We start from the raw sequence: 13,757 nt of genomic DNA on the forward strand, positions 1-13,757 counted from the left end.
GATGATCACAGAGAGACCATGCTTGTGCCGTCAGGCCTTCCCGCCTCGGTGCGCCCACACTCAGTCGCTTTCCGATGGCCAACAGGCACACACAAAAAGGGCCGGTGCACGTGCACCAGCCCTTCCTCATCAACCGAGCACTATCAATGCTCAGCCACCGTCTCTCGCCTCACTACCTGCCCCCCATGCTCATCCTTCTCCAGCAACGGAATCTCCTTGCCCTCGGCATCGAACAGCTTGCCGTCTTCGAAGTAGTCGCCGTCACGCAGCCCGGAAATGTCCGAGTAGTTCAGCGTGCGCTCGGAGGCGGCCACGAACACCGACTGATGATCGGAGTTGCCGGTCTTGAAGTGGTTGAACACCAGGTTCAGCAGAATCGCCATGATCGCCGACGAGCTGATGCCGGAGTGGAAGATGGTCTCGAACCAGTTCGGGAACTGCGCGTAGAAGTTGGGCGCGGCAATCGGGATCATGCCGAAGCCCAGTGAGGCGGCCACGATGATCAGGTTCATGTTGTTGCGGTAGTCCACCTTGGACAGCGTGCGGATACCACTGGCCGCCACGGTGCCGAACAGCACGATCCCCGCGCCACCCAGTACCGAGGTCGGTACGGCGGCAATCACCCGGCCCATGATCGGCAGCAGGCCCAGCACCACCAGGATCACGCCACCGGTAGCCACCACGTAGCGGCTCTTCACCCCGGTCACGGCCACCAGGCCGACGTTCTGGGCGAATGCGCTCTGGGTGAACGAACCGAAGATCGGCGCCAGGATGCTCGAGGCCATGTCGGCACGCAGGCCATCGCCCAGGCGCTTGGAGTCGACCTTGGTGTCGATGATCTCACCTACCGCGAGGATGTCGGCCGAGGTTTCCACCAGGGTCACCATGATCACGATGCACATCGACAGGATGGCCGCGATATGGAAGGTCGGCATGCCGAAGTGGAACGGGGTAGGGAAGGCCACCAGCGGACCTTCGAGCACCTTGCTGAAATCAGCCATGCCCAGCGACCAGGCGATCAGGGTGCCGAACACCATCGCCAGCAGGATCGACAGCCGCGAGATCGCCGCGCTGCCCAGCTTGCTCAGTATCAGCACGATCAGGAAGGTCACCGCCGCCAGGCCGATGTTGGACATGCTGCCGAAGTCCGGTGCCTTGCTGTTGCCGCCCATGACCCAGCGCGCCGCGACCGGCATCAGGGTCAGGCCGATGGTGGTGATCACGATGCCGGTCACCAGTGGCGGGAAGAACTTGGTGATGCGCGAGAACACCGGGGTGATCAGAAACCCGATCAACGAGGCCGCCATCACCGCGCCCAGCACCCCCGGCAGGCCGCCGCCGCCCTCGCTGCTGAGAATCGCGCCCATGGTGGCCACGCCGGCAAACGAAACGCCCTGTACCAGCGGCAACTGGCAACCGAAGAACGGCAGGCCCAGGGTCTGCAGCAGGGTCGCCAGGCCACCGGCAAACAGCGATGCGGCAATCAGCAGGCCGATGTCGGCCGGGCCCAGGCCGGCCGCCTGGCCGAGAATCAGCGGTACCGCGACGATACCGCCGTACATGGTGAGTACGTGTTGCAGCCCGTACGCCAGGTTGGCGCCGAGCCCCAGGTTCTCGTCTTCAGGACGTGATGCCGTGGACGTGTCGGGGGAGGACGTAGTCATGGGAGCAGGTTCTCTGTTTTATTGTTGTGGCGCTACTGTAGACAACTCGTGCCATTCATTGCCAGAACAATTGTATACAATTTTTAGATTGGCACAGGAACAGTCAGGTCATTGGTTTGGGTGCAGGCGTGGATGCAGTTATCGTTCCAACACGCAGCACCAGGCCCGCCAGGGCTGGGTCCGGTGGCATGAACGGCTGTTTGAAAGCTGTCTGGGTGGACAGGAAGGCGGGGCGGGGTCAGGTCGGTAGCGGGCTAAAAGATTTCAAATGTCGATGAGTTGATGGAATTCGCGCTCCAGTTCGGTGCGATCGGCCAGGTTGAGCTCCACCAGGCGGCACAAGTGCTCCAGCGAATCGAGGTCGATGTGCTCGCAGATAAACCCCAGCTGGGTATCGTCGACATGGCGCAGTTCCACCGTCATGGTGACGAGCGCCTCTTCACCCAGGCGTATCTGCGCAGCGAACGGCCGCTCGAGGTCGGCGTCCCAGGCCTTGGGCGCCTCGATCAGCAGGCCCTTGAGCGACAGGTCGAGCAGGTTGACCGGCCAGCGTCGTTCGCCCTGGAGCAGTTCGGTCGGTGCATCGAAGGGTATGCGCTGGAAGCGCCGGCGTTCTGGGTGATCGCTCATGGTGAAGGCCCTTTGCAGTAGAACCTGGCTGGAACCTGACTGACTATAGCTCAGGGCTTGCCAGCATGATCGCGAACGCGCATAACGAGACTGTGGGCGGGGCTGCAGGCTCTAGACCAAAGCAAGTATGGCAATGCGCCAAGACTCGCCCTAGACTCGATGGGCGGTCTTTCATATCCACTAGCTGGAAGCAAACCATGAACAACAATAATAGCCTGCTACGCCATATACCGTGGCTGCTGCTGGCAGTCCTGGGGGCCTGTGCGCTGGGTGTGGTTGCCCTGCGCCGTGGCGAAGCGATCAACGCCTTGTGGATTGTGGTTGCCTCGGTAGCCCTCTACCTGGTCGCCTACCGTTACTACAGTCTGTTCATCGCCACCAAGGTGATGCAGCTGGACCCGCGCCGGGCCACCCCGGCGGTGCTCAACAATGATGGTCTGGACTATGTGCCGACCAACAAGCACATCCTGTTCGGTCACCACTTCGCGGCCATCGCCGGCGCTGGCCCGCTGGTGGGCCCGGTACTGGCTGCGCAGATGGGCTATCTGCCCGGTACGCTCTGGCTGATCGCCGGCGTGGTACTGGCCGGTGCAGTGCAGGACTTCATGATCCTGTTCCTGTCCACCCGCCGCAACGGTCGCTCGCTGGGCGACATGGTGCGTGAGGAAATGGGCCGCATTCCCGGCACCATCGCCCTGTTCGGCTGCTTCCTGATCATGATCATCATCCTTGCGGTGCTGGCGCTGATCGTGGTCAAGGCCCTGGCCGAAAGCCCATGGGGCATGTTCACGGTGATGGCGACCATCCCCATCGCGATGTTCATGGGCGTGTACATGCGTTATATCCGCCCGGGCCGCATCGGCGAGATCTCGCTGATCGGTGTGGTGCTGCTGTTGCTGTCCATCTGGCTGGGGGGCCTGGTGGCCGCCGATCCGGTGTGGGGCCCGGCGTTCACCTTCACCGGCGTGCAGATCACCTGGATGCTTGTGGGCTATGGCTTCGTCGCCGCCGTGCTGCCGGTATGGCTGGGGCTGGCGCCGCGTGACTACCTCTCTACCTTCCTCAAGATCGGTACCATCATTGCCCTGGCCATCGGCATCCTGGTGCTGGCGCCCGAGCTGAAGATGCCGGCGCTGACCCAATTCACCGACGGCACCGGCCCGGTGTGGAAGGGCACCCTGTTCCCGTTCCTGTTCATTACCATCGCCTGTGGCGCGGTATCGGGCTTCCATGCGCTGATCTCCTCGGGCACCACGCCCAAGCTGCTGGACAACGAAGTCAACGCCCGCTACATCGGCTATGGCGGCATGCTGATGGAGTCGTTCGTCGCGATCATGGCCATGGTTGCCGCCTCGGTGATCGAGCCGGGCGTGTACTTCGCCATGAACAGCCCGGCCGCGGTGGTCGGTGCCGACGTGGTGTCGGTGGCGCAGACAGTCAGCAGTTGGGGCTTTGCCATCACCCCCGAGCAGCTCGAGGCGGTCGCCCGGGACATCGGCGAGCACACCGTGCTGGCCCGTGCCGGTGGTGCGCCGACCCTGGCGGTGGGTATCGCACAGATCCTGCACCAGGTACTACCGGGTGAAAACACCATGGCGTTCTGGTACCACTTCGCGATCCTGTTCGAAGCCCTGTTCATCCTCACTGCGGTAGACGCCGGTACGCGTGCCGGGCGCTTCATGCTGCAGGACCTGCTGGGCTCGTTCGTGCCGGCGCTCAAGCGCACCGAGTCGTGGGGCGCCAACCTGCTCGCCACCGCCGGCTGTGTGGCGTTGTGGGGCTACCTGCTGTACCAGGGCGTGATCGACCCGCTGGGTGGCATCAACACCTTGTGGCCGCTGTTCGGCATCTCCAACCAGATGCTGGCCGGTATCGCGCTGATGCTCGGCACCGTGGTGCTGATCAAGATGAAGCGCCAGCAGTACATGTGGGTCACCCTGGTGCCGGCGGTATGGCTGCTGATCTGCACCACCACCGCAGGCTTCATCAAGCTGTTCGACCCGAACCCGGCGGTGGGCTTCCTGGCCCTGGCCAACAAGTACAGCGCGGCGCTGGACGCCGGTCAGGTACTGGCCCCGGCCAAGGACATCGCGCAGATGCAGCACGTGATCTTCAACGCGTACACCAACGCGACGCTGACCGCGCTGTTCCTGTTCGTGGTGTTCAGCATCCTGTTCTTCGCGCTCAAGGTCGGTATCCGCGCCTTGAACAAGAAAGAACGTACCGACAAGGAATCGCCGTTCCAGGCCTTGCCGGACGCGTAAACCAAGAGGATTGCAGACATGTTCAACGATCTCGGTCGACTGGGTAAGTACCTGGGGCAGGCAGCCCGCCTGATGGTCGGCATGCCCGACTACGACAATTACGTCGAGCATATGCAAACCCGGCACCCCGACCTGCCGCCGATGACCTACGAGGAGTTCTTCCGGGAACGCCAGGAGGCGCGCTACGGCGGCAAGGGCGGGCCCAAGTGCTGTTGAAAGACGGCACCGCCCGCGTGTGACAAACCTGTGGGAGCCCGGGCAGCCGGGCTCCCACAGTCATTTCAGTGTTCAGGAGATTTTCCGTGCAACCCATTCCCGTCACCGTGCTCAGCGGTTTTCTGGGGGCCGGCAAGACCACCTTGCTGCGTCACCTGCTCAAGGCCGAGCACGGCCTGAAAATCGCCGTGATCGAAAACGAGTTCAGCGACGCCGGCATCGACACCCAACTGCTGGGCGACGAACCGGTGCAGGTCATGACCCTGGCCAACGGCTGCGTGTGCTGCACCATCCACACCGACCTGACCAAGGCGCTGTTCCTGCTGCTGGAGCGTCTGGACAGCGGCGAAATCGCCTTCGACCGGCTGGTGATCGAGTGCACCGGCCTGGCCGACCCGGCACCGGTGGCGCAGACCTTCTTCATCGACGAAGAGCTGCGCGAGCGCTACATCCTCGACGGCATCATCACCCTGGTGGATGCCGCGCATGCCGACCTGCACCTGACCCAGACCATCGCCCAGGCCCAGGTCGGGTTTGCCGATCGCCTGCTGGTGAGCAAGACCGACCTGGTCGATGCGGCCGCGTTCGAGGCTTTGAGCCAGCGCCTGGCGCGGATCAACCGACGTGCGCCGATCCGTGTGGTGGACAACGGCAGGATCGACCTGGCCGAGCTGCTGGATGTGCGCGGGTTCAACCTCAACGCCAGCCTCAACCTGCGGCCTGTTGTGGCGGCGGGCAACAGCCTGGACCGGATCTCCAGCATGGTGCTGCGTACCGATGTGCCGCTGGATATCGACCGGCTGAGCGAGTTCATGAACCAATTGCTGGAGGCGCATGGCAAGCAGCTGTTGCGCTACAAGGGCGTATTGAACATTGCTGGCGAGGATCGGCGGCTGGTGTTTCAGGGCGTGCTGAAGCTCTATGGCTTCGACTGGGATACCGAGTGGGCCGAAGGCGAACAGCGCGAGAGTGTGATGGTGTTCATTGCCGATGACCTGCCCGAGGCGAAGATTCGCGAGGGGTTCGAGGCCTTGGGTCGCCCCTGAGGGCCCATCGCGGGTCAAGCCCGCTCCCACAGGTTTACTACCCATCTGGAGGGCTATGAAATCCTGTGGGAGCGGGCTTGACCCGCGATGCCACAAAAAAGCCCGGCTGGGAGCCGGGCTTTTTCACATCAGGTACCTGCGATCAGTTGCCGTACACCGGCAGCTTGGCGCAGATGGCCTTGACCTTCTCGCGAACGGCGTCGATCACCGCTTCGTTGTTCAGGTCGTCCAGGATGTCGCAGATCCAGCCCGCCAGTTCCTTGCACTCTGCTTCCTTGAAGCCGCGAGTGGTCACGGCCGGGGTGCCGAAGCGCAGGCCGGAAGTGACGAACGGGGAGCGTGGGTCGTTTGGCACGGAGTTCTTGTTGACGGTGATGAAGGCTTTGCCCAGGGCAGCGTCTGCGTCCTTGCCGGAGATTTCCTGCTTGATCAGCGACAGCAGGAACAGGTGGTTTTCAGTACCGCCCGACACCACGTCGAAGCCGCGCTCGATGAACACGCCGGCCATGGCCTGGGCGTTCTTCACCACTTGCTGCTGGTAGGCCTTGAACTCAGGCTGCAGCGCTTCCTTGAAGCAGATCGCCTTGGCCGCGATCACGTGCTCCAGCGGGCCGCCCTGGGCGCCCGGGAATACGGCGGAGTTCAGCTTCTTCTCGATGTCGGCGTTGGCACGGGCCAGGATCAGGCCGCCACGTGGACCGCGCAGGGTCTTGTGGGTGGTGGTGGTGACCACGTCGGCGAACGGTACCGGGTTCGGGTACACGCCAGCGGCGACCAGGCCAGCCACGTGGGCCATGTCGACGAACAGGTAGGCACCGACCTTGTCGGCGATTTCGCGGAAGCGCGGGAAGTCCAGCACCTGCGAGTAGGCCGAGAAACCGGCCACGATCATTTTCGGCTTGTGCTCGACCGCCAGGCGCTCGACTTCGTCGTAGTCGATCAGGCCGTTGGCGTCGATGCCGTACTGGATGGCGTTGTACAGCTTGCCCGAGGACGACACGGCCGCGCCGTGGGTCAGGTGGCCGCCGTGGGCCAGGCTCATGCCCAGGATGGTGTCACCGGCCGACAGCAGGGCCAGGTAGACGGCAGCGTTGGCCTGGGAACCGGCGTGCGGCTGCACGTTGGCGTAGTCGGCGCCGAACAGCTGCTTGGCGCGGTCGATGGCCAGTTGCTCGACCACGTCGACGTATTCGCAGCCACCGTAGTAGCGCTTGCCCGGGTAGCCTTCGGCGTACTTGTTGGTCAGTACCGAGCCTTGAGCTTCCATCACCGCAGGGCTGGTGTAGTTTTCCGAAGCGATCAGCTCAATGTGCTCTTCCTGGCGCTGAGCTTCTTGCTCCATGGCGGCAAAGAGATCGGCGTCGTACTTGGCAATGGTCAAATCACGGCTGAACATGGCGGTCCTCAAGGATCGTGCTGAAATAGGCGGGCATTCTACCTCATCGGCTTTTGTCTGGCATATGAAAGGGCATCATGTCGCAGACAAGCGGGGCTCATTCAGGCTCGGTGTGAACTTATCGCGGGTCAAGCCCGCTCCCACAGGTCTGGTATCCGCTCTCGGGGGCCGAGAACATCCTGTGGGAGCGGGCTTGACCCGCGATGCGTCATTCGAACATGAACAACGTTTCGTTGCTGAACTGCGCCTCGAACTGGTTGGCCGGCATCGGCCGCCCGAACAGGTAGCCCTGCACCTCGTCGCAACCGTGCTCGCGCAGAAACTCCAGTTGCTCATGGGTCTCCACACCCTCGGCGATCACCGCCAGGTTCAGGCTGTGGGCCATGGCGATGATGGCGCGGGCGATCTGCGCATCCTGCTCGCCCTCGGGCAGACCGTCGACGAAGGTGCGGTCGATCTTGAGCACGTCGATGGGGAACTGCTTGAGGTAGTTGAGCGACGAGTAGCCGGTGCCGAAGTCGTCCACCGCAATGCTCAGCCCCAGATTCTTCAGGCTGTCGAGGATCACCATCGCCTCGTTGACCTCGCGCATCAGGATGCTTTCGGTCAGTTCCAGCTCCAGGCACGCCGGCGGCAGCCCGGTATCGGCCAGGATGGTGGCGATGCGCGTGCCCAGTTGGCCATCGGAGAACTGGCGCGCCGAAATGTTCACCGACACCTTGGGCACTCGCACCTTGGCCTGGTGCCAGGCCTTGAGCTGGCGGCAGGCTTCGCTGATGACCCAGTCGCCCACGTCCACCACCAGCCCCAGCTCCTCGATCACCGGGATGAAGTCGCCCGGCGGCACCAGCCCGCGGCGCGGGTGGCGCCAGCGCAGCAGGGCCTCGGCACCGGTCAGGCGCTTGCCGTCGCCGCTGAACTGCGGCTGGTAGTAGAGGATGAATTCGTTCTGCTCCAGCGCATGACGCAGGTCGCTTTCCAGCTCCAGGCGCTCCAGCGCACTGGCGTTCATGTCGGCCTGGTAGAACTGGAAGTTGTTCTTGCCGCGCTCCTTGGCGTGGTACATCGCGGTGTCGGCGTTCTTCATCAGCTGGCTCAGCTCGCTGCCGTCCTGCGGGCTGAGGGCGATGCCGATGCTGGCAGTGACGAAGAACTCGCGGTTCTCCAGCACGAACGGTCGCACCAGGCTGCCCAGGATCTGCTCGGCCACGTGGATCGCGCGGTTGAGCGCGATTTCGCGGGTGGCCTTGGGTTGCAGCAGCAAGGTGAATTCATCGCCGCCCATGCGTGCCACGGTGTCGTCGTCGTGTACGCAGTCGAGCAGGCGTTCGGCCATGTCCTTGAGCATGCGATCGCCTGCGGCATGCCCCAGGGAGTCGTTGATCGGCTTGAAACGGTCCAGGTCCAGGAACATCAGCACCACCCAGGCCTTCTGCCGCTCGGCCTGCTGCAGCGCGGTGTGCAGGCGGTCCTGGAACAGCGTGCGGTTGGGCAGGTGGGTCAGGGCGTCGTAGTAGGCCAGGCGGTGAATGCGCTGTTCGCTGGCCTTGCGCTCGCTGATGTCGGTGAAGAAGCACACGTAGCTGGCCAGGTCACCCTCGTCGTCGAGTACCGCGGTGATGCCGACCCACGCCGGGTAGTGCTCGCCGCTGCGGCGCTTGAGCCAGACCTCGCCCTCCCAGGTGCCGCGCTGGTGCAGTTGCTTGAGCACGTAGTTGAGGTGGGCTTCCTGCTGTTCGTCGACGGTTAGCAGGCTCGGCAACTGGTCGAGCACGTCGCTCACCGCGTAGCCGCTGACCCGGCTGAAGGCTTCGTTGGCCTGCACGATGTAGCCGGCCGGGTCGGTGATCAGGATCGCCGAGGTGGAATGCTCGAACACCGTGGCGGCCATGCGCAGGTCTTTCTCGGCGCGGCGTTGCTGGCTGATGTCGCGGCCGACGCCCAGGATGCCCTCGAAATGGTTGTGCTCGTCCCACACCAGTACCACGCGCAGCTCGATCGGGATCTTGCGGCCGTCGGCGCGCAGACAGTCGAACAGGAACAGCTGGGTGGTCACCTCGGTGCGCAGGCGTTCCAGCGCGGCGGGTTCCTCGAGGGCCCGTTTGACCCGTTCGAACAGGGTGAACACGCCGGTCAGCTGCGCCGGGTTGGCAATGGTCGACTGCCAGCCGTTGGCGAAGATCCACGGCACGTCGTAGCCCAGTACCGTCTGCACCGAAGGGCTGACGTAGTTGAGCTGCAACTGCGGGTCGGTGGAGAAGATCACGTCGCTGATGCTCTCGGCGAGCATGCGGTAGCGCTGCTCGCTGTCGCGCAGCGATTCGCTCGCCTCGATCTGGTCGGTGACGTCCTTGCCCACCCCGATGATGCGCAGCACCGTGCCGTCAGGGTCGCGGGTAAGGGCCTGTTCGCGAATGTCGTAGCGTCGCCAGCTCTGGTCGTGGTGAAGAAAACGCAGTTGGCAATGCAACTGCTCCACATAGCCGCTCTGGCGCTGCTGCTGGCGCATCTGGCGAAACAGCTCGGCGTCCTGCGGGTGCAGCAGCACCTCCCAGAAGTACTCGCCCATCTGCGCCAGCTCGCTGCGCGAATAGCCCAGGGTCTGGCCCAGGTGGCGGTTGCTGAAGATCATGCGCAGGCTGTGCACATCCTGCACGTACAGCTGGTCGGGCACGGTGCGCACCACGTCCGACCAGAAGCTTTCGCGCTCCAGCAGCGACAGCTCCACGCGCTTGCGGCTGGTGATATCGCTGATGCTCAGGATCACGGCCTGGTAGTCACGCCGTGCCTGGGGGAAGCGCACCATCAGCCACAGGTGCTGGTCCTGGCCCTGGGGGTCGCTGAGCCGCACTTCCAGCTCCAGCAGGCGCAGGTCCTGCACCACTGCCTCGACCAACTGCATGCCCACCCCGTCGGCGCCCGGCGAGTGGCCTTCGATCAGGCGCTGCCAGGCGCTCTCGCAGCAGCCGGCGCCCAGCAGTTGCAGGGCCACCTGATTGACTTCGGTAACCTTCAGCTCGCCCAGCAGGCTGTGGCGCAGCGATACATCCTGGGCCAGGCGCTGGGCCAGCTCGGCTGTGCTGCGCAAGCGCAGGCGTTCCAGCAGTTCGGTCAGCCCCGACAGGTCGAGTACGCACAAGGCCACGCCCGTGCCTTCGAAGATGTCCTGATAGCGTCGCCGACCTTCCTGCAGGGCGCGGTGGCGGCGGCGCATGCTGATCAGCGCCAGCAGCGGGATCAGCGCGCACACCAGGCCCAGCACGCACTTGCCGATCAAGGCCGGCAGCAGTTGCTGGCGGCTGTGGGCGGCATCGAACAGGCCGCGCAGTTGCCAGTCGCTGTTGTCCAGGTACGCCAGCAGCACGCTTTGCGGCGGCTCGATGCTGGCGTCGCGCGCATCGAGCGGCGGCGCGTGGCGATCGATGACCTGAGCCGTGCGGCTGTTTTCCAGCAGCCACAGTGGTGGCGCGGCGTGGTCCAGGGGTTGGCTCAGTTGCTGGTAGTACTCCGGGGCCAGGCGCAGCAGCCAATAGCCACGGGTGTCGCTGTCGGGGTGCTGCAGCAGCAGGTAGACCAGGCTGTTGTCGTCGCTGTTGCTGAAGTAGTACGGGCGCTCCTGGCCCAGGTGCAGCAGCTCCTGGAGCGTCTTGCGGTCGGCACTGATGCCCGCGCTGTCGCGCAGCAACGCGCCCTGGGCGTCCACCCACACCAGGCTGCGCAGGGCGGGCAGGCGTGCGTGCAGGTGTTCGAGCAGCGGCGGCAGGTCGGTGACGGCCGGTGCGGCGGGGTAGGGTTGCAGCAGGGTGAGGGCTTTTTGCGCGTTCAATGCCAGGCTCAGGTTGAGCTGGCTGGCCAGTTCGGCACTTGCATCCAGGCTCTGCTGGCGGCGATCGGCCTGGGTATGGCGGAACTGCTCGAACACCTGCCAGAACAGCAGCGCGAGCAACAGCAGCACCAGGATGGCCAACGCGCCTTTGAGCGAGCCACGCAAGGGCGAACCGGACGCACTCGTGGCTTTGCGCGGGGATGAAGGCTGAGTCAGATTGGTCAAACGCTGTTCCTGCGTGAGGCTGTGGCAGGTGATCGCTACGCAGCGACAAGCGGCGCAGTGTGCGGTAGTCCTGTCGCATCCCGGTTCCAGGCGCGCACTATAAGCTGCACGCCCGAAGGGCGGCTAGCATGCCTTGAAGTGTGGCAAAGTGCCAGTCCTGTTCGTCAGCGGAATGGTTTCCTGCTTTTTGATACAAATTGCACACGCTGTGTTGATTGCAATGTGCCATTTCCCTATCTAGGATGTGCCCCCTCACTTAAGGCAGCGAACCCACGGATGGGTGTTTGACGCTGTTTTGGTAGGCCCCGTGCCGCCTGGGCTTTTTCGGTCGGCGCGGGGCCTGCAGTCCAACTACAGGCCAAGGATGTCCTACTCAAGCAAGTTGCACGCTCGTTACCACGAGGTTGCCCGGCAGGCTGTATCACCAGACTGTTTTGCGGGCGAGGACGTGCGTTTTTCCAGTGAGTACGAAGCACTGGAAGGCGAGTTGAACAAGGCTCAGTCCGTTCACGAGAGCGGCCAGATCGACTGGCTTCGCGTGCTCGAGAACAGCGAGACGCTGCTGCGCACACAGTCCAAGGACCTGCGGGTTGCCGCCTGGTTGACGTGGGCGTTGTATCAACGCGAATCCTTCCCGGGCCTGCTGGCCGGCGTGGGGCTGTTGCAGCACCTGTGCGAGCAGCACTGGGCGCAGGTGCACCCGGCCAAGCCACGCACGCGGGCCGCGGCCATCGGCTGGCTGGTGCCGCGCCTGGAGCAGGTACTGGGTGAAAATGTCGCGATCAAGGAGCAACTGGCGCTGTTCCGCCGCCTGGTCGACAGCCTGCAGGCGCTCGATGCAGCCCTGACCACGCACCTGGGCGATGAGGCGCCGCTGTTGCTGCCGTTGTGCCGACGCCTGTCGAGCATGGTGCAACGTGCTGCCGACAATCAGCCCGAACCCGGTGCCGTGGGCGCGGTCGTGGCCCAGGTCAAGCAGGCCGCCACCCAGTTGCTCACCCCCGGCGCCCCCGTCGACAGCGAAAAAGACGCGCACAAGGTGTTACGCACCCTGCAGGATGGCGCTCGACCGTTATCGAACTGGTGGCTCAAGCAGAAGGCCACCGACGTGCGCGCCTTGCGCCTCAACCGCACGCTGCTGTGGTTGCAGATCGACGCGGTGCCCGAGCGCAATGCCGAACAGGTGACCGTGCTGCGCGGGTTGCCGGTCGACCGCCTGAAGATCTACCAGGAACGCTTTGCCAACGGCCAGTACGCCGACCTGCTGATGGAGCTCGAGGCCAGCCTGGCCAAGTCGCCGTTCTGGTTCGACGGCCAGCGCATGGTCTGGGAGTGCCTGCTGGAGCTCAACGCCGAGCAGGGCATGCGCGAGGTGGAGTTCCACTTCGCGCAACTGCTGCAGCGCCTGCCCGGGGTGGTGGAGCTGCGCTTTCATGACGGCACGCCGTTTGCCGACCCGGCGACGCGGGGCTGGATCAACGCCAGCGTCATGCCGCACCTGCAGAGCACCAGCGCACCGCGCAAGGTCGAGACCGACCTCGCGACCAGCCTGCCACCCTGGGAGCTGGCCCTGGAGGCGGTGCTGCCCGTGCTGCGCAAGGACGGCCTCAAGCCTGCCGTGCAGATACTCAAGCAGGGCATGCAGGCGGCTCAAGGCGGGCGTGTGCGCTTTTTCTGGCAGCTCAGCCAGGCGCGGCTGTGCTTTCTGGCCAAGAAGTACGAACTGGCCAAGACCCAGCTCGAAGCCCTAGATCACGAACTGCAACAGGCCGGCCTGCATCAGTGGGAGCCGGACCTGGCACTGGAAGTACTGCGTCTGCTGCACAGCTGTTGTGAGCTGCTGCCGCAGAACCACGCCGTGCGCGAACGCAAGGATGAGGTTTATCGCAGGCTGTGCCACCTCGACCTCGAAGTGGTACTCGACTAGGCCCCCGGGCCGCAAACGCAAGGAGAAAAGCCATGGCCAAAGAAGGCTCGGTAGCCCCCAAGGAACGCATCAACGTCACGTTCAAACCTGCCACGGGCGGTGCCCAGGAAGAAATCGAACTGCCCTTGAAGCTGCTCGCGATCGGTGACTACACCCAGCGTCCGGACGAACGCAAGGTAGAGGACCGCAAGCCCATCAGCATCGACAAGATGACGTTTGACGAAGTGCTCGCCAAGCAGGAGTTGAGCCTGACCCTCAGCGTGCCCAACCGCCTGCAGGACGACGAAAGCGCCAGCGATGAGCTGGGCATCAGCCTGCGGGTCAACTCCATGAAGGACTTCAACCCGGCCAGCCTGGTCGAGCAGGTGCCAGAGCTCAAGAAGCTGATGGAACTGCGCGATGCGCTGGTGGCACTCAAGGGCCCGCTGGGCAACGCACCGGCTTTTCGCAAGGCCATCGAAGGCGTGCTCGCCGACGATGAGTCGCGCACCCGCGTACTCGGCGAACTGGGCCTGAGCGCCACGCCGACCACCGACGCTTGAGCCTCCCCCGTCAAGGAAGAA

General features: G+C 64.1%; 9 protein-coding genes. 5 read left to right on the top strand and 4 right to left on the bottom strand.

Annotation, left to right across the window (positions count from 1 at the left end; all coding sequences use genetic code 11):
• Positions 1–143 precede the first annotated feature (143 nt).
• Together B4I46_RS10485 and B4I46_RS10490 are read right to left on the bottom strand one after the other, a co-directional pair.
• Positions 144–1,664 carry a nucleobase:cation symporter-2 family protein gene (locus tag B4I46_RS10485; protein ID WP_043860568.1) on the bottom strand — a complete coding sequence of 507 codons (1,521 nt, stop codon included), beginning with the start codon at positions 1,662–1,664 and terminating at the stop codon, positions 144–146.
• A 264-nt stretch (positions 1,665–1,928) separates the two neighbouring features.
• Positions 1,929–2,294, bottom strand: a complete 366-nt coding sequence (locus B4I46_RS10490; protein ID WP_043860567.1) for a PilZ domain-containing protein — start codon at positions 2,292–2,294, stop codon at positions 1,929–1,931.
• Between the two features lie 197 nt (positions 2,295–2,491).
• Between B4I46_RS10490 and B4I46_RS10495 the strand changes: the two genes are divergently transcribed.
• From B4I46_RS10495 to yjiA, 3 genes are all read left to right on the top strand, one after another.
• A complete protein-coding gene (locus tag B4I46_RS10495) occupies positions 2,492–4,558 on the top strand; it encodes a carbon starvation CstA family protein (protein WP_286900051.1) in 2,067 nt (688 codons plus the stop codon).
• 18 nt (positions 4,559–4,576) lie between these two features.
• The gene (locus B4I46_RS10500; protein ID WP_043860565.1) at positions 4,577–4,774 is read left to right on the top strand and encodes a YbdD/YjiX family protein; all 198 of its coding nucleotides are present in this window, start codon (positions 4,577–4,579) and stop codon (positions 4,772–4,774) included.
• 62 nt (positions 4,775–4,836) lie between these two features.
• Positions 4,837–5,820 carry a GTPase gene (yjiA, locus tag B4I46_RS10505; protein ID WP_167400244.1) on the top strand — a complete coding sequence of 328 codons (984 nt, stop codon included), beginning with the start codon at positions 4,837–4,839 and terminating at the stop codon, positions 5,818–5,820.
• Positions 5,821–5,962: 142 nt separating this feature from the next.
• Here yjiA and glyA read toward each other — a convergent pair whose 3' ends face one another.
• Both glyA and B4I46_RS10515 read right to left on the bottom strand, forming a co-directional pair.
• Positions 5,963–7,216 carry a serine hydroxymethyltransferase gene (gene glyA / locus B4I46_RS10510; protein ID WP_043860563.1) on the bottom strand — a complete coding sequence of 418 codons (1,254 nt, stop codon included), beginning with the start codon at positions 7,214–7,216 and terminating at the stop codon, positions 5,963–5,965.
• 208 nt (positions 7,217–7,424) lie between these two features.
• Positions 7,425–11,267: a sensor domain-containing protein gene (locus tag B4I46_RS10515; RefSeq protein ID WP_286900055.1), complete on the bottom strand. Its 3,843-nt coding sequence runs from the start codon at positions 11,265–11,267 to the stop codon at positions 7,425–7,427.
• A 364-nt stretch (positions 11,268–11,631) separates the two neighbouring features.
• On the opposite strand from B4I46_RS10515, the gene tssA reads away from it, so the two are divergent.
• Complete coding sequence (gene tssA / locus B4I46_RS10520; RefSeq protein ID WP_043860561.1) at positions 11,632–13,194, top strand: type VI secretion system protein TssA; 1,563 nt, start codon at positions 11,632–11,634, stop codon at positions 13,192–13,194.
• A gap of 32 nt (positions 13,195–13,226) precedes the next feature.
• Positions 13,227–13,736: a type VI secretion system contractile sheath small subunit gene (gene tssB / locus B4I46_RS10525; RefSeq protein ID WP_043860560.1), complete on the top strand. Its 510-nt coding sequence runs from the start codon at positions 13,227–13,229 to the stop codon at positions 13,734–13,736.
• Positions 13,737–13,757: the final 21 nt, after the last annotated feature.

It is taken from the genome of Pseudomonas sp. UBA7500 (genome assembly GCF_002478435.1).
GTDB lineage: Bacteria > Pseudomonadota > Gammaproteobacteria > Pseudomonadales > Pseudomonadaceae > Aquipseudomonas > Aquipseudomonas palmensis.

Coding starts and splice junctions, on each gene's coding strand:
- B4I46_RS10485 (WP_043860568.1), bottom strand. CDS start 1,664: ATGACTACGTCCTCCCCCGACACGTCCACGGCATCACGTCCTGAAGAC.
- B4I46_RS10490 (WP_043860567.1), bottom strand. CDS start 2,294: ATGAGCGATCACCCAGAACGCCGGCGCTTCCAGCGCATACCCTTCGAT.
- B4I46_RS10495 (WP_286900051.1), top strand. CDS start 2,492: ATGAACAACAATAATAGCCTGCTACGCCATATACCGTGGCTGCTGCTG.
- B4I46_RS10500 (WP_043860565.1), top strand. CDS start 4,577: ATGTTCAACGATCTCGGTCGACTGGGTAAGTACCTGGGGCAGGCAGCC.
- glyA (WP_043860563.1), bottom strand. CDS start 7,216: ATGTTCAGCCGTGATTTGACCATTGCCAAGTACGACGCCGATCTCTTT.
- tssA (WP_043860561.1), top strand. CDS start 11,632: ATGTCCTACTCAAGCAAGTTGCACGCTCGTTACCACGAGGTTGCCCGG.
- tssB (WP_043860560.1), top strand. CDS start 13,227: ATGGCCAAAGAAGGCTCGGTAGCCCCCAAGGAACGCATCAACGTCACG.